The following is a 16341-nucleotide window of genomic DNA, read 5'->3' on the forward strand; positions in this document are numbered from 1 at the left end:
CGAAAGCGAGTCTGAACAGGGCGTTCAGTTAGTTGCATTAGACCCGAAACCGAGTGATCTAGCCATGAGCAGGCTGAAGGTTGGGTAACACCAACTGGAGGGCCGAACCCGCATCTGTTGCAATAGATTGGGATGACTTGTGGCTAGGGGTGAAAGGCCAATCAAACTCGGAGATAGCTGGTTCTCCGCGAAATCTATTTAGGTAGAGCGTCGACCGAATACCCCAGGGGGTAGAGCACTGGATGGGCTATGGGGACTCACCGTCTTACTGATCCTAACCAAACTCCGAATACCTGGGAGTACTAGTCGGCAGACACACGGCGGGTGCTAACGTCCGTCGTGAAGAGGGCAACAACCCTGACCTCCAGCTAAGGTCCCCAAGTCATGGCTAAGTGGGAAAGGATGTGAGGATCCCAAAACAACCAGGATGTTGGCTTAGAAGCAGCCATCATTTAAAGAAAGCGTAACAGCTCACTGGTCTAAATAAGGGTCTTTGCGCCGAAAATGTAACGGGGCTAAAGCCATGCACCGAAGCTGAGGATGTGCAGCAATGCACGTGGTAGCGGAGCGTTCCGTAAGCCTGTGAAGGGAGACCCGTGAGGGCTCCTGGAGGTATCGGAAGTGCGAATGTTGACATGAGTAACGATAAAGAGGGTGAGAGACCCTCTCGCCGAAAGACCAAGGGTTCCTGCTTAAAGTTAATCTGAGCAGGGTTAGCCGGCCCCTAAGATGAGGCAGAAATGCGTAGTCGATGGGAACCACGTTAATATTCGTGGGCCTGGTGGTAGTGACGGATTGCGTAACTTGTTCATTCTTATTGGATTGAATGGGCGAGGAAGCGGTTCCAGGAAATAGCTCCACCGTACAGACCGTACCCGAAACCGACACAGGTGGTCAGGTAGAGTATACCAAGGCGCTTGAGAGAACTATGTTGAAGGAACTCGGCAAATTGCACGCGTAACTTCGGAAGAAGCGTGACCCCTTTGCACGCAAGTGTAATGGGGTGGCACAGACCAGGGGGTAGCGACTGTTTATCAAAAACACAGGGCTCTGCGAAGTCGCAAGACGACGTATAGGGTCTGACGCCTGCCCGGTGCTGGAAGGTTAAGAGGAGAGGTGCAAGCTTTGAATCGAAGCCCCAGTAAACGGCGGCCGTAACTATAACGGTCCTAAGGTAGCGAAATTCCTTGTCGGGTAAGTTCCGACCTGCACGAATGGCGTAACGACTTCCCCGCTGTCTCCAACATAGACTCAGTGAAATTGAATTCCCCGTGAAGATGCGGGGTTCCTGCGGTCAGACGGAAAGACCCCGTGCACCTTTACTATAGCTTTACACTGGCATTCGTGTCGGCATGTGTAGGATAGGTGGTAGGCTTTGAAGCTCGGACGCCAGTTTGAGTGGAGCCATCCTTGAAATACCACCCTTATCGTCATGGATGTCTAACCGCGGTCCGTCATCCGGATCCGGGACAGTGTATGGTGGGTAGTTTGACTGGGGCGGTCGCCTCCGAAAGAGTAACGGAGGCGCGCGATGGTGGGCTCAGACCGGTCGGAAATCGGTCGTCGAGTGCAATGGCATAAGCCCGCCTGACTGCGAGACTGACAAGTCGAGCAGAGACGAAAGTCGGTCATAGTGATCCGGTGGTCCCGTGTGGAAGGGCCATCGCTCAACGGATAAAAGGTACGCCGGGGATAACAGGCTGATGACCCCCAAGAGTCCATATCGACGGGGTTGTTTGGCACCTCGATGTCGGCTCATCGCATCCTGGGGCTGGAGCAGGTCCCAAGGGTTTGGCTGTTCGCCAATTAAAGCGGTACGTGAGCTGGGTTCAGAACGTCGTGAGACAGTTCGGTCCCTATCTGCCGTGGGTGTAGGAATATTGACAGGATCTGTCCCTAGTACGAGAGGACCGGGATGGACATATCTCTGGTGGACCTGTTGTCCTGCCAAGGGCATAGCAGGGTAGCTATATATGGAAGGGATAACCGCTGAAGGCATCTAAGCGGGAAACCCACCTGAAAACGAGTATTCCCTATCAGAGCCGTGGAAGACGACCACGTTGATAGGACGGGTGTGGAAGCGCAGCAATGTGTGAAGCTTACCGTTACTAATAGCTCGATTGGCTTGATCGTTCTCATTGCTTGTGTTCATCGAAGATGAACAAAAGCCATCTGTTTTGTCCTCACGCTGTCGCATCCTTCGGATGCTTCGCTGCGGACGGCGCGCCAAACTCTTGGCGACGGCTTATCAGCCTGTATGGGTGCCATACCCATCGCTTGAAAAACAAAAGACGTGTTCAAAAAAACAGGCGAATGCCTGCCAGCTTCTCAATTGATTGCCCTTAGCCGACCTGGTGGTTATGGCGGGGTGGCTGCACCCGTTCCCATTCCGAACACGGCCGTGAAACGCCCCAGCGCCAATGGTACTTCGTCTCAAGACGCGGGAGAGTAGGTCGCTGCCAGGTCTGCTAAAGGCAATCAAAATCTTCTCAACACACACTCGGCCCAAGCCGAAATCTTAGGGCCGCTCTCAAAGCGGCCCTTTCGCTTTAAAAAGTCTTTCATGCGTCAGAACAGCCGTTCGACGCTCTTGGCGCGGGGTGGAGCAGCCCGGTAGCTCGTCAGGCTCATAACCTGAAGGCCGCAGGTTCAAATCCTGCCCCCGCAACCAACAAAACCAATCCCCAAAGCACACCCTCAAATTGAATACTACTTGGCAAATCCCGCCATGGGATGCAGCCACTTAAGCTGTTGATCTCAGCGGATCACCACTGAATTTTCCAATAAGCGAGAGTGCAATCCAAGCCCAGCCGCGCCAGACCCCGCCAATATCCGCGGCAAACTACACGCCTCCGATCGCAACCCGAAAACGCTCGGCGCCTTCGATGATGTGGTCCAGGATCGTTTCGACCGCCCAGTGGCGTTCCGCAATGTCGTGTGGCACGGCGCGGCTGTGCACATTTGCGAAGGTGCCGATGCGACGGTGGTAGTGTTTCGCGAGCTTGGGATAGCCGAGGCTTTCCGACATGGCGGAGAGGACGAGGAAAGTGTCGAGCTCGGCGGCGAGCTCCGGATGGGCTTCGCCGTGATCGTAGAGCCAGCGATAAAGGTCCGGATGGAAGTTGTTCATCACCCCGGAAAAGCCGTGGCCACCGGCCTGCAGGAAGGGCCAAGCGATCGCCGCATTGGCGTTGTTGATCGCAAGTGGCGTATTCTCGACCAGAGCAAGACGGCGGCGGATATGGTCCAGATCGCAGGAGACATCCTTCAGGAAGGCAAAGCGGCCACTGTCGGCGCACCAGCGCACCTCGCCATCGCTCAGCAGTCGCCGATAGGGGGCCGGGCATTCGTAGAGCCCGAGCGTCATGTCAACGGGAAGCGCGCCGATCAGGTCCTGCAGCCGCGACCGGAAGATAGATGCATCTTCGTCGGCCGCCGCCAGACGGTTGGTCACGAGCACGACGGCATCGACGCCCGTTTCCGCCATGGCCCTTAGCTCGGCCTTCTGGTCCTCCATGCGTTCCGATATATGCCCGGAGGCAACGACAGGGACGCGGCCCTGGACCTGGTCGACCGTAAAGGCAGCAAGCGCGGTGCGCTCCTCAAGCGTCAGAAACAGCATTTCCGATGACTGGCACACGGCGAAGAGACCATGCGAGCCGTTCTCGATGTACCACTCGATCAGCCTGGCATAGCCGTCCCAGTCGATCCGATTGTTGTCGTCGAAGGGCGTGATCATCACCGGGACGATCCCGTGGAAGTTATGCGTCATGGAGAAGGTCCTCGAAACAGGGGCATTGCGATCAGCCGGCATAGCCGAGGGCTCTCGGCAGTATCAGGGTGATGTCGGGTACGAGGATCAGCATCAGCAGTGCAACCATGAGGGCCGCCAGAAAGAGCCAGATCTCTCGGATGATTTCGGCAAGCGGGATCCGCGTCACGGCATTGATGACGAAGAGCAGGATGCCGTAGGGCGGCGTAATCAGCCCGATCATGCAGTTGACCACGGCCACCACCCCGAAATGCACGAGGTCGATACCGAGCGCCCGACAGGTCGGAATGAAGAGCGGAATGATGACCAGGATGATCGTGGACGCATCGAGGAAACAGCCGAGAACGAGCAGCAGCAGGTTCACGACAAGCAGGAAAACCAGCGGATGCACGTCGAGGCCAACAAGTGCGTCGGCGACGACGGTCGGGATGTTTTCGGACGCGACGATGTAGTTGAGAATGAGTGCGCCGCCGATGATCAGGCCCACCGCCGCCGACGAGCGCGCGCTCGACACCAGGATCTCGTAAAAATGCCGGAAGCTGAGCGACCTGTAAAAGATCGTCGCGAGAATCAGCGCATAGAAGGCCGCCACAGCCGCTGCTTCCGTTGGCGTCGTCACGCCGCCATAGATGCCGTAGAGCAGGATCGCCGGCATCATGAGGGCCGGACCCGCATTGATCGTCAGGCGCGGGAAGTCGCGCAGCGGCACGGGTTCATGCTTGGCGAAGCCGCGCCTGTGCGAGATCCAGGCATTCATTGCCATGAGCACGGCCCCCATCAACAGGCCGGGCACGATGCCGCCGAGAAAGAGGTAGCCGATGGAGGTGTTGGACACGAGCGCGTAAAGCACCATCGGGATTGACGGCGGGATGATCGGGCCGATCGTGGCCGAAGCCGCCGTGATCGCGGCGGCATAGCCGCGGGTGTAGTGGCCCGACTTCACCATCATGTCGATGATCATCTTGCCGATTCCGGCCGCATCGGCGATCGCCGAGCCCGACATGCCGGAAAAGACCAGCGAAGACAGAATGTTGACGTGGCCGAGCCCACCGCGGAACCGGCCGACCAGGGCGACGCAGAACTGCAACAGGCGATCGGAGACCGACCCGGCATTCATGATGTTGGCGGCGATGATGAAGAGCGGCACGGCGAGCAGGATGAAGCTCTGATAGAGCCCGTCGAGCAGGATCTTGCCGCTGATGCCGATGCTCTGGCCGGTGGCAGCGAGATAGGCGAAGGAGGCCACCAGGATCGCATAGGCGATCGGTGTTCCCATCACAGCGAGGCCGAGCAGGATGACGATGCAAAGAAGAAAGGCGATGCTCATGCCGGGTCACCCGAATGGCCGGTTTCGTCAGAACCGGCAAGGCTCTCGCGCAGCGCATTCCAGACCTGCCAGAGATAGCGGCCTGCAACAGCGACGAGGAAGACGATGTAGATCACGTAGATATCCCGCATCCGGATCCAGTCGCCGAAGAGCTCGCCGAGCGTGGCTGTCTTCTTCAGGCGAAGGATGGCCAGGCGGTCCCAGGTCGGCGCCACGGATAGAAGCAGCGCGATGGCGACGGCAAGGCCGGTGATGACGGTGAAGATGCGCCGGACGCGTGGAGAAACGGAGACGTAGAGCACGTCGAAGGTAACGTGGTCCTCGACCCTGACGACGAAACTGTTGCCCCAGAAGATCAGCCAGACCCAAATGGCAAGGCAGAATTCCAGCGTCCAGCCGAAGTTTGCCGGCTGAAGGAATGGCATGTTTTCGGCAACCCAGGGCAGGCGCGCCGTATAGCGAATGACGACCTGCAGGATGAAGGTCGCAAACATCGCGGCCATCAGTGCGGCAGCCACGGCCTCCGCCGAGGTCCGAAACAGTCTGGTTAGAGAAGACACACCATCACCTTCGACAGGACATCATGTTCGACGAGGGGCCGGAGATCGCTCTCCGGCCCGGTTCAGGTCGGATTGGGCTCAGTCCGCCAGCGCGTTGATCTTGTCGAGCACGCCTTCCGGCCAGGCCTTGGCGAATTCGGAGCCGACATACTGTGCCTGGACATGGGTGCGGAAGGCGTTGAGATCGGGTTCATAGACCTCGAGACCCTGCTCCTTCAGGAAGGCGACCAGCTCGTCCTCTTTCATCAGCTGGCCTTCCCGGCCGGACTGCGCCGCGTCTTCGGCGGCCTTCTGGACGGTTGCCTGCTGCTCGGGGGTGAGCTTGTCCCAGACCGCCTTGGAGAAGGCGACATAGTTCAGGTCGACCAGATGGGCGGTCAGGCTCACCTGCTTGGTAACTTCGTAGAACTTGGCATCGACGACCGTCGGCAGCGGGTTGTCCTGACCATCGACTGAGCCCGTCTGCAGGGCCGTGTAGATCTCGGTGAAGGCCATCGGCGTCGGGTTGGCGCCAAGGGCGCGGCCGAGGAACTGCCAGGCGTCGCTGCCGGGCATGCGCAGGTTGACGCCAGCGAGATCGGCCGGGGCCATCACGTTCTTTTCAGAACGCGGGAAGCGCAGGTTCACGTGGCGCTTGCCGAGATACATGACCGCGAGAAGCTTCACGCCGAGTTCGCTTTCGACCTTCTCCTTGAACGGGTCCATCAGCGGGTCGTTGAAGACATTGACCTGATGCTGGGCGCTGCGGTGAACATAGCCGGTGGCGAAGATCGAGAATTCGGGCAGGAAGTTTGCAAGCTCCTGGGCCGAGGTGATCGACATTTCCAGATCGCCGGCGGCAATCGCCTCGAGCTCCGAGCCCTGCGGCACCAGAGAAGCGTTGTAATGCGGCTGGTAGGTGGCGAATTCGCCGATCGCCGGACCGAAGACGGTCGCGAGCGCAACGGAGCGCTGATCGGTCTCCGAGGCCGGCGTGGACATCCGGATGACAGGCTTGTCCTGGGCGAGCACGGCCGCAAGCGGTCCGCTGGCAGTGATGGCCGTCATGGCGATGGCCGAGGCCATCAGGAAGCGGCGGGTCAGTTTGTATTGCATTGGTAGTCTCCTCCCGTTTGACTGTGGATTGGTGGGTGTTTTTCCACCTCAACCCGCTTCCGGTCCTCCAAACCTGTGAAAACGTGGTTGCGGCAGCAATCCTGCCTTACTGATATCGAACTAACATGTTAGTGTGCGGTTATCAATCCCGAAAGCGGACAGTGTGACCCGATGAGAGACAAACCGAGCGACCGGCAGGCAGTGACGTCGACGACAGGCGAAAGCTCGCTCAGGCAGCTCGCCTATAGTCGAATTGAAGAACTTCTGAATTGGGGCCGGCTCAAGCCCGGCCAGCTGATCTCCCAGCGCGAGCTCGTGGAGACAACCGGGCTGACCTTGAGCGCCGTGCGAGAAGCGATCCCGCGGCTGGAGGCGGAAGGGCTTTTGCAGACACTCCCGCAGCGCGGCCTCATGGTGCCGAGCCTTGATGTCACCTTCGTGCGGGAAGCCTATCAGATGCGTCGGGTCATCGAACTCAGCGCCATTCCCGACATGATCCAGCGGCTCGACCGCGATGTCATCGCGAGCTGGCTGGATTGGCATATCACGGCGCGCGAAAGGCTGAGCCGCGACGATACGGTCGATCTTCCGGCCTTCCTTCGAGAGCTTCAGGTCTATGATTGGCGGATGCATGCCGACATGGTCGATGCCATGGAGAACAGCCTGATTTCCAACGTCTACCGCGTCACGGCGATCAAGATCCGCATGACCGCGCAGACCAGGGTACGCGTGACGCGCGACAACGCCACACGCGTGATCGCGGAGCACATGGCCTTTCTCACCCCGCTGAGGGACGGAGCGCCGGAGGCAGCGGCTGCAGCGCTCTCGAGGCATATCGACCAGTCCCTGACGATTGCGCTGGGTGGCACGGTGGCCAACTGAGCGGCCGCGCCCGGCGATGTCTAGGATCCAGGCGCTCATCTCGGCATCCCCTTCGGACGCAGGTGACGCTTGAGCGCGGCGATACGAAAGATCGCATTCGGCGCCCCGTAGCCCCGATAGCCGCGCCGTTCGACGATTTCGAAGAAGAAGCCCTCGCCATAGGTCGGCGAATAGAGCTGGAAATACTCGCCGGCATCATCACGGTCGTAGAGAATATTAGCCGACTTCATACGCTCGACGAGCACCGGGTCGAGCCCGAAGCGGGCTTCTATGTCGTCGTAATAGTTCGGCGAGATCAACAGAGACTGGAACCCTTTGTCGGCAAGCGCCGCGGCCGTGGCGAAGATGTCTTCTGTCTCGAAGGCGATGTGCTGGATGCCCGAGCCGAAGGTTTCGGCGATGAAGCGGCCGGCCAGCGTGTTACGGTTTTCAGCGCCGTTCAAGGTGATGCGCAGGCGCCCGTCGGGCGATTCGATCACCTGGCTTCGAACGAGCCCGGCCGGATCGATGATGTCGATCATCGGGGTCTTCTGGGCATCGAGCTGCGATGTGTAGAAGAGCAGCCAGGTCAGCATCTCCTCGTAGCGTGTCGTCTGGGCAATGTGGTCAATCCGGGTCAGACCGATATCGACGGCCTCTTCCGGTCCCTCGTCGAGAGGCATGAACTCGACGTCGAATATCCGCGCGAGCTCGCTCTTGCGGTCGAGGAAGTAGACGAGCCCTCCGCCGACCCCGCGGATCGCCGGGACCTGCATTTCGCCCGGACCGACAGGCTGGTGAAAATCTTCCGCACCGAGTGCGAGCGCACGCCTGTGGGCCTCTGCCGCGTCATCGACCATGAGCCCGAAGGCATAGGCATTGGCGCCATGGACGAGATAGGAGGCGTTGGCAAAGCCCTTCTCTTCCCTGTTGATGACGAGGTTGATGTTCCCCTGCCGATAGAGGGTCACGGCTTTGGAGCGATGGCGGGCGATGGACGCGAAGCCGAGAAGCGCGAAAAGGGCCTCGAGTTCGCGCCCCTCGTCCTCCCCGGCCGCAAATTCGATGAAGGCGATGTCGGAAACCTTGGCGCGATCAGGCATCGCCGGCACCGGTATGCTGATCTTCGGCTCGGCCCGCGCCACCTGATCCATGAGGTTGACGAGAGAGCGACGCCCATCGCGCGAGATCGCATCGGGTGAGCCGCCGCGAAACTGGTCGTTGAAGATTTCGAGCGACAGATAGCCGTTGTATCCGGTGGCCGCGATGGCCTGCATGAAGGCGGTGACGGCCAGGTCGCCTTCGCCCGGCATGTTGCGGAAATGGCGCGACCAATAGAGGAGATCCATCTCGATCAGCGGCGCATCTGCAAGCTGCACGATGAAGATGCGATCGCCGGGGATCGAGCGGATCGAGTTCAGCTCGATTTTCCGAGACAGGGTGTGAAAGCTGTCGAGGATCAGGCCGATGCTGGGGTGGTCGGCTCGCCGCACGATCTCCCAGGCGTCGCGATGATCACTGATATGCCGGCCCCAGGCGAGCGCCTCGTAGCCCACCCGCAAACCGCGGCGGGCCGCACGTTCGCCAAGTGCGTGGAAATCCTCGGCAGCGCGGTCGATCCCGCCCAGTGCGACCGGAGAGGTGTTCGAGCAAATCAGCATCAGATCCGTGCCGAGCTCGGCCATCAGATCGAACTTGCGCTCTGCCCGGTCGAAATTGCGGGACCGGAACGGCTCCGGCATGCCTTCGAAATCGCGAAACGGCTGGAACAGCGACACGGCCAGCCCGTGATCGCGAACCATCTGCCCAACCTCTGCAGGCGAGCGATCGAATGTCAGGAAATCGTTTTCGAAAATCTCGACGGCATCGAAGCCGGCACGCGCGATGGCGGCGAGCTTTTCCTCGAATTCACCGCTGATGGAAACGGTCGCAATCGACGTTTTCATGCGCACCTCCGCAGAGGAAGGCAGATGCGCCGCAGCTGGAATGTTCTGCGCTGCGTGCGGAGAGGTAGGCCGGAAAGCGGCGATCCTTCGCGTGCTGCCCGGGAGCGCAGGATGTCGATGCGGCCGAACATGTCTTTCTCCTCCCTGCCGCGACGGGCTACCAGTTCCAGTCATCACGGGCATCGAGTTCAATGTCCGCGAATCTCAAATGCACGTTCCTCGCCTCAAGCCGTTTCAGGCAGCCGCAGGGGACCTGGTTGTGTCAGGTCTGCGAAATGGCGAAGCATGCGGCCAACATCGGGCTCAAGGCCCGTAAACAGCGAAAAGGCGCCGACGGCCTGGAAGACGGCCATGCCTCCTCCGTTTGCCACACGGCATCCGCGCTTGCGCGCGGCCTGCAGCAGCGCTGTCTCCAAGGGGAAGTAGACCACCTCGGCGACCCAGAGGCCCGGATGCAACAGCTCGGCCGGTAATGGCATGCCGGGATGTTTGTCCATGCCCATTGGCGTGGCGTGGACGAGGCCTGTCGCGCCGTTGAGCACAGCCTGCAGATCAGTCGCGACGGTGACCGACGCTTCCGGAAAATTCCGCGCCATCAGCGAGGCGAGGTCCGAAGCTTTGGCCGGATCGATATCGAAAACTGCAAGCGAACGCGCGCCCATTGCGAGCACGGCATAGGCTGTCGCTGCACCGGCGCCGCCTGCGCCGATCTGCACCACCGCCGACAGGTCCGCATCGGGAAGCTGTCGCTTGAAACCCTCGGCGAAGCCCCACCAGTCGGTGTTGTGGCCCATGCGTCTGCCGTCGCGCAGAACGACGGTATTGACGGCACCCAGCTTGCGGGCATCCTCCGAGATCTCGGTGAGCAGGGGCAGGATTTTCTGTTTGCAGGGATAAGTGATGTTGAGGCCGCAGAACCCTTGCGCCTCCGCCTCGGCGACAAGCATCTCGAGGTCATCGGGCCCGAGCTTGCGTTCATTGAGATCGATGAGGTCGTAGCGATAGTCGACGCCCTGGGCCTCGCCCTCGCGCATATGCATGGCAGGTGTCAGCGAGCGCTGAATGCCGAACCCGATCAGTCCGGCGCGCAGGATGTCGCGCGTCTGCGTCATGTCACCTCCCGTTATCGAGGCCCCAGCATTCCCGGAACCTCAGGCCTCCCAAACTGAACACGACGATAATGTACTAACTAGTTAGTGTCAACGGTAGCTAGCTTGAAGCGCGATGGCGAGACCACTATGAACGGAGAGCGCGGCGCGTCGATGAGACCTGCAGCCGCGACCGGGGATGGAGCAGATGGCAAAAACGGTGAGGGAAACGCGCAGGAACGACCCTGAGCGCACGCGTGAAGACATTCTAGATGTCGCAACCGAGGAGTTTTCCGAACTCGGCCTGTCGGGCGCTCGCGTTGATCAGATCGCGGAAAAGACCCGCACTTCCAAGCGCATGATCTATTACTACTATGGCAGCAAGGAGGGGCTGTATCTGGCGGTGCTGGAGAAGGCCTACCGCAAGATCCGATCGCTCGAAGCCGATCTTCAACTGGCCGAGTTACCGCCCGAAGAAGCACTGCGCCGGCTGATCAGCACGACCTTCGACCACGACGAGCAGAACCCGGACTTCGTCCGGCTGGTCAGCATCGAAAACATCCACCATGCGATGCACATGAAGCGATCGAGCGAGATCGCCGACCTGAACATCTCCGTCATCCGCACCATCCAGGACATCATCGATCGCGGGCTTCAGACGGGCGCCTTCAAGCGCCGTGCGGACGCGATCGATGTGCATATGCTTATCAGCGCCTTCTGCTTTTTTCGCGTGTCCAACCGCTACACCTTCGGCACGATCTTCAAGCGCGACCTTTCTGAGCCTCCCCTCTATGCGCGCCACAAGTCGATGATCACGGAAGCCGTGCTTGGTTATCTCCGCTGTGTGGAGGACTGAAGCGCGGCAGACACCCCGTCAGAGCGGTCATTCGAACGCCATATCGACGAGATGATCCCATGGGCCACTGCGATAGGCCCAAAGCTGCAAGCCCGTGATCGCAATCGAGTAAGATTGGAAACCGGCACTGAGGCGCGCATGAAGCGCGTCGGCCGCTGCCCTTGAAGCCTTGTTTTGAATGGTGACATGCGGCCGCCATGGCTGCATGTCCTGCGACCCGAGCCACGCCACGAACCGCGCGCGAAGCGCTTCACGCACCGTCTGCAGTTCGGGACTCGAGATGGAGAAAGCGACGCCGGCGCCAAGATGGCGAAGTCCGCTGACCTCCGCATCAATCCTTGGTGTTTGTCCTGCCACTTGCGCCAGATCGCTGCGGATTTGAGCCTCATATTCTCCGGGCAGTCGGTGAAACATCGTCAGATGCGCCGAGAGGAAGTTTCGATCGGCGGGGAAATGCTCTGCCCGCAGGAGATTGAATGGCGCAAGGTCGCCTGCCGCAATCTGCGCCGTCAGAATGAGCGGTTTGTCGGTCTTCACTCCCGCTCGTTCCCCTACTCGTTGGCGTCAAGCCCAAAAAAACAGTCGGCATAGGGCGTGTTCTTCGCCATGTGCCGGTTGAAGTCCGGTTGACCATCATGCCACCAGACGGGCCCTCGCTCACCCAAAGCGACCTTCGCGTCGTTCACGCCTTTGCGTGCAACAGCGGTCGCCTGAGGATCGCCTTTCGCCTGGCGAACCGCATTGCGCGCCGCCATCAGCGCCTTCACCAGACGCTGCCTGAGATCGTCGTCCAGAGCCGGATTGCTCTTGCGCCAGAGGCGACCGCGGACAACGAAATAACGGCCATCGGGCGTTTCGGGATAAGGCGGATGCCCAGAGCGGTCACTCATAGCAACTGCCGTTGCGCGGGCTCCAGGTCCTCGCGCTCCTGCCGTTCATCGCGCCTTGCCAGTTCCGTCCTCGCACTGAATCTGATGTCGGCGTCCCGGTCCTGAAGATAGGCGGTGAGCGCTTCGCTGCTCAAACGCTCCCAGCTTTTTCCGCGATCCGGGCCGGCAGGCACGCGGGGAAGAAGCCCGGGCTCCGCACTCCAGGCCAGAAGCTCTTCAAGCGACGCCGCATTGAGCTCGTCTCGAAGGTGGTGCGCCGTCACATAGGCATCCGGCAATGCCCGGTGCGCCGGCAGTCCGATCTCATGCACCAGCCCCTCGGGCATGCGCTGATAGCGCAGCATCTGGTTGGAGAACCGCGGCAAGTCCGGCCAAACCCGCAAGGCACATTTCCAGGTGCAGATCCACGGAAGCCCGCCGGTGAGGCGAGGGGTGCAATACCGCTGCTCGAAGGCGGCACGATGGGCGGCGAGCGCGACAATCTCTTCGACGGGACGCAGGATCTCCGGCGCCAGATCCTTCCAATAGGGTGCGTCTTTCACATGCGCATCGAGGATATGGTGGATCGCCATGGTCTCCGGTGAAATGGGTCGTCCGGGGTTGACGAACCGCGCACCGCGCTGCTCGTCAAGCATCCAGCGGCCGTCACGCAGGATCACATCCTGCCAGCCGATCTCGCAGACATCGTTTGCACCGTTGCCGGCGGTTTCCAGATCGATGACGCGGATGCGTTTCTCAGACACCAGTCGGTTTTCTCCTCGCCTGTCCGGGCAAAGGTTTAAAGCCGCGCATGTGTGGCGATGGCGGCTGCTTCCATCGAGCGGGAAGGGTATCCGGACAGTCCCTTCAAGGATGGCGTTGTTGGCGGCAAAGGCAAGGGCTTGGCTTTGTCTGCCCGCAGAGAGCCCTCGCCGTGACTCGAGCCAAGCCTCGTCTCAAGAGCCCTCATGCGAGGCGGGACCCTGTAGCCCGGGTGGCGGCGTGCCTTCATCCGGATCCCGGCCTCGGCTTTTGTCGAGGAGCCGCATGATCGGGGTAACGGTCAGGCCGTGCAGAAGAATGGACAACAGCACCACGAGCCCGACGATGGCCCACAAGCGTTCGGCACCTTCGACAGGCATGTGGTTGAGGCCATAGGCGAGATAATAGAAGGAGCCGACACCGCGGATGCCGAAGAAGGCGAGCGTGAGCTTTTCGCTTGTGGAAGCCTTCAGGCCGAAAAGACCGATCAGACCCGCGATCGGCCGCACCATAAGCAGGATCGCCACGGCGATGCCCACATCGATCAATCCAAGCGGAGCCAGAAGGCCGCTGACAAGCGCGCCACCGAACAGCACCAGCAGGATCATCATGGCGAGCCGTTCCATCTGCTCGGTGACATCATGCATCTCGCGGTGGAAGTCGTGCTGCCGGTGGGCGTGCCGCAAGGTCAACGCTGTGACGAAGACCGCCAGGAACCCATAGCATTCGATGAGTTCGGTTAGGCCGTAGGAGACGAAGGTCGCGGCGATGGCGATCAGCCCGTCGCCGGTCTGTGCGAGCTTCGTGTCTGCCGGCATCTGAAAGGTCAGCCAGCCGAACAACCTGCCGATCAGCCATCCACCCAGTGTGCCCGCGCCAACTTCCCAGAGAACGCTGTGAAAGACCCATTTTCCCAGCCAGGGGTCACCATTGGCGAAGGAAAGGCTGAGCAGGATGGCGAGATTGACGAAGGGGAAGGCCAATCCGTCATTCAGACCGGCCTCGGAGGTCAGCCCGAACCTGACCTCGTCCTCCTGTCCCGATTTCGGCGGTCCCACCTGAACGTCTGCTGCAAGAACCGGGTCTGTCGGCGCCAGACTGGCAGCCAGCAACAAAGCGATCGGCAGGGAGAAGCCCAGGCCCCAGATGCCTAGAACCGTGATCGCGCCAATGCTGAGAGGCATGGTGATGGCCAGAAGCCGCCACGTCACGTTCCAGCGCCGCCAACTGAACACCCGGTCGAGTTTCAGTCCCGCGCCCATCAGCGCGATGATAACCACGAATTCGGTGAAGCGTTCTGTGATGTGCGGATAGCTTAGAGGCAGCGGCTGGTCGGACACCTGCGGGACCAGGAAGAGTGCGGCGCCAAGGCAGACGCAAACGATGGGCAGGGAGAGCGGCAATCGCCGCAGCGCCAATGGCAGCCAGGCGACGAGCGCGATCAGAAAGCCGAACCCGGTGAGAACCAGGATGTAAGGGTCGGGCGACCACTCCGTAAGATCCATCATCTCGGCTCAACGGGAAGAAGCGGCTTTTGATCCCATGCGCTTCGCGCATCCGGCGCGTGACCACGCAAAAAACAAAGCCCCGGAGCAGTTGTCCGGGGCTTTGGTCACTTCCTTGGCAGATGTTTGTCTCGCCGCCTTCTCAGTCCTGGCCCTTCGGCTGCAGCGCGATCTGGCGCGCAAGCGCGAGCGAAATCAGCGTGCAGACAGCGCCGGAGAGGAGGTAGAGGCCGGCTGCGAAAAGACCGAACCATGTCGACAGCAGGAGTGCCGCGAGAGGCGCAAATCCCGCGCCGAACATCCAGGATAGTGCAGACACCATGGCCGATGCGGTATAGCGGTTGCGTCGGTCGAAGAGCGAGGCGATGGTGCCTGACGACTGGGCAAAGTTGAAGCCCAGCACGATGAAGCCCACCATCATGTAGATGACGACACCGGTCTCGCCCCCGTTGAGCAACAAGGGGGCCGTCAGCGCAAAGGCGCCGATCGCCCAGGCTCCCCAGACGAGGATCTTTTCGCGGCCGATCCGGTCGGAGAGCCAGCCGGAAAAGAGCATGGCAAGCACACCCACTGCAGCGCCGGCCGCTTCGATCAGAAGGAAGGTGCCGGGCGTCTCATCCGTGTAGAGGAAGATCCAGGACAGCGGAAAAACCGTGACCATGTGGAACATGGCAAAGCTCGCCAGCGGCACGAAAACGCCGAGCAGCACCGTGCGTCCGTCCTGCGACAAGGTGGCGCGCAGGCTCGTAGGTGTCAGCTCATTCGTCTCGAACAGTTCCTTGAACTCCGGCGTGTCGACGATGCGAAGCCGCGCAAAAAGCGCCACCACATTGATCGCGAAGGCGACGAAGAAGGGATAGCGCCAGCCCCAGTCGAGGAAGTCGGCTGCCGACAGCGTCATGACCAGATAGGCGAAGAGCACGGCCGCGACCGCCAGTCCGACGACGGCACCGAGCTGCGGGACCATGGCGTAGAAGCCACGGCTGTCTTTGGACGCCGTGATCGCGAGCAGCGGTGCGAGACCGTCCCACGTGCCGCCCAGGGCCAGACCCTGTCCGATGCGCAGAAGGGCCAGCATCGCGATCGCCCACCATCCCGCGGTCTCGTAGGAGGGCACGAGGCCCATCGCAACCGTCGATGTCCCGAGCAGGAACAGCGCCACGGTCAGCTTCGTCACGCGACCATGGCGGCGGTCGAGCATGGTAAACAGCACCGTCCCCAGTGGGCGCGCCACAAAGGCGAGTGCCACGAGCACAAAGGACCACAGTGTGCCGGTCAGCGGATCGAGAAACGGGAAGATGCGCGCCGGGAAGACGATGACCGAGGCGATGGCGAAGACGAAGAAATCGAAGAATTCGGACGTGCGGCCAATGATGACGCCGACAGCGATATCGGAAGGGGAAACGTGATGATCGTCTTCAGACGTCGTGCGCCCCTTCTGGGCGGTGGGAGATGTAGAACCGGTCAGGCTCGCCATAACGCGTGCTCACTTTCTGGCTTGAACGGGGCGAACCTGCATGGGGGGAATGCACTCCGCGCCTCAGTCTAACATGGCGCAAAGCGATGCCGCAGCTGCGGCCAAATTGACAGGTGACAAATTGTCGTATGTGCTGCACTGCAAAACCCAACTAACTACCTTGACGAATATCAATGGTCGTCGAGTAGCGTTCGGGGGGACCCCTGCTCTGTGACCCGTCAGT

13 protein-coding genes, 1 tRNA gene and 2 rRNA genes (1 of these 16 running past the window's edge) are annotated in these 16341 nt (G+C 60.6%); 5 read left to right on the plus strand and 11 right to left on the minus strand.

Annotated features, from left to right (window positions below; all coding sequences use genetic code 11):
* From M1E12_RS19410 to M1E12_RS19420, 3 genes are all read left to right on the plus strand, one after another.
* Nucleotides 1-2133 (plus strand): 23S ribosomal RNA (locus M1E12_RS19410); it begins 666 nt to the left of the window's first position.
* A gap of 217 nt (nt 2134-2350) precedes the next feature.
* Nucleotides 2351-2465, plus strand: a 5S ribosomal RNA gene (gene rrf, locus M1E12_RS19415).
* A gap of 129 nt (nt 2466-2594) precedes the next feature.
* Nucleotides 2595-2671, plus strand: a tRNA-Met gene (locus M1E12_RS19420).
* A gap of 171 nt (nt 2672-2842) precedes the next feature.
* Here M1E12_RS19420 and M1E12_RS19425 read toward each other — a convergent pair.
* The 4 genes from M1E12_RS19425 to dctP all read right to left on the minus strand — a co-directional run bounded on the left by M1E12_RS19425 (nt 2843) and on the right by dctP (nt 6754).
* The gene (locus M1E12_RS19425) at nt 2843-3772 is read right to left on the minus strand and encodes a dihydrodipicolinate synthase family protein (RefSeq protein ID WP_479562955.1); all 930 of its coding nucleotides are present in this window, start codon (nt 3770-3772) and stop codon (nt 2843-2845) included.
* Between the two features lie 31 nt (nt 3773-3803).
* Nucleotides 3804-5099: a TRAP transporter large permease gene (locus M1E12_RS19430; protein ID WP_479562956.1), complete on the minus strand. Its 1296-nt coding sequence runs from the start codon at nt 5097-5099 to the stop codon at nt 3804-3806.
* The gene (locus M1E12_RS19435; RefSeq protein ID WP_479562957.1) at nt 5096-5617 is read right to left on the minus strand and encodes a TRAP transporter small permease; all 522 of its coding nucleotides are present in this window, start codon (nt 5615-5617) and stop codon (nt 5096-5098) included. The genes M1E12_RS19430 and M1E12_RS19435 overlap by 4 nt, the downstream gene beginning before the upstream one ends.
* A gap of 120 nt (nt 5618-5737) precedes the next feature.
* Nucleotides 5738-6754, minus strand: a complete 1017-nt coding sequence (gene dctP / locus M1E12_RS19440) for a TRAP transporter substrate-binding protein DctP (RefSeq protein ID WP_479562958.1) — start codon at nt 6752-6754, stop codon at nt 5738-5740.
* Nucleotides 6755-6925: 171 nt separating this feature from the next.
* On the opposite strand from dctP, the gene M1E12_RS19445 reads away from it, so the two are divergent.
* The gene (locus tag M1E12_RS19445; RefSeq protein WP_479562959.1) at nt 6926-7636 is read left to right on the plus strand and encodes a GntR family transcriptional regulator; all 711 of its coding nucleotides are present in this window, start codon (nt 6926-6928) and stop codon (nt 7634-7636) included.
* Between the two features lie 35 nt (nt 7637-7671).
* On the opposite strand, the gene M1E12_RS19450 is transcribed toward M1E12_RS19445, so the two are convergent.
* Nucleotides 7672-9561, minus strand: a complete 1890-nt coding sequence (locus tag M1E12_RS19450) for a bifunctional sugar phosphate isomerase/epimerase/4-hydroxyphenylpyruvate dioxygenase family protein (protein WP_479562960.1) — start codon at nt 9559-9561, stop codon at nt 7672-7674.
* A gap of 224 nt (nt 9562-9785) precedes the next feature.
* Nucleotides 9786-10673: a shikimate dehydrogenase gene (locus M1E12_RS19455; protein ID WP_479562961.1), complete on the minus strand. Its 888-nt coding sequence runs from the start codon at nt 10671-10673 to the stop codon at nt 9786-9788.
* 184 nt (nt 10674-10857) lie between these two features.
* On the opposite strand from M1E12_RS19455, the gene M1E12_RS19460 reads away from it, so the two are divergent.
* Complete coding sequence (locus tag M1E12_RS19460) at nt 10858-11505, plus strand: TetR/AcrR family transcriptional regulator (RefSeq protein ID WP_310239601.1); 648 nt, start codon at nt 10858-10860, stop codon at nt 11503-11505.
* A 27-nt stretch (nt 11506-11532) separates the two neighbouring features.
* On the opposite strand, the gene M1E12_RS19465 is transcribed toward M1E12_RS19460, so the two are convergent.
* The 5 genes from M1E12_RS19465 to M1E12_RS19485 form a co-directional block, all read right to left on the minus strand.
* On the minus strand, nt 11533-12042 hold the full coding sequence (locus M1E12_RS19465; RefSeq protein ID WP_479562962.1) for a 2'-5' RNA ligase family protein: 510 nt from the start codon (nt 12040-12042) through the stop codon (nt 11533-11535).
* 14 nt (nt 12043-12056) lie between these two features.
* Nucleotides 12057-12395, minus strand: coding sequence for a hypothetical protein (locus tag M1E12_RS19470; protein ID WP_479562963.1), 339 nt, complete (start codon nt 12393-12395; stop codon nt 12057-12059).
* Nucleotides 12392-13138, minus strand: coding sequence for an exonuclease domain-containing protein (locus tag M1E12_RS19475; RefSeq protein WP_479562964.1), 747 nt, complete (start codon nt 13136-13138; stop codon nt 12392-12394). Before M1E12_RS19475 ends, M1E12_RS19470 begins: the two co-directional genes overlap by 4 nt.
* Nucleotides 13139-13330: 192 nt before the next feature.
* The gene (locus tag M1E12_RS19480) at nt 13331-14644 is read right to left on the minus strand and encodes a cation:proton antiporter (RefSeq protein ID WP_479562965.1); all 1314 of its coding nucleotides are present in this window, start codon (nt 14642-14644) and stop codon (nt 13331-13333) included.
* 139 nt (nt 14645-14783) lie between these two features.
* Nucleotides 14784-16118, minus strand: a complete 1335-nt coding sequence (locus tag M1E12_RS19485; RefSeq protein ID WP_479562966.1) for an MFS transporter — start codon at nt 16116-16118, stop codon at nt 14784-14786.
* Nucleotides 16119-16341 lie beyond the last annotated feature (223 nt).

The organism is Rhizobium sp. K33, assembly GCF_056501445.1.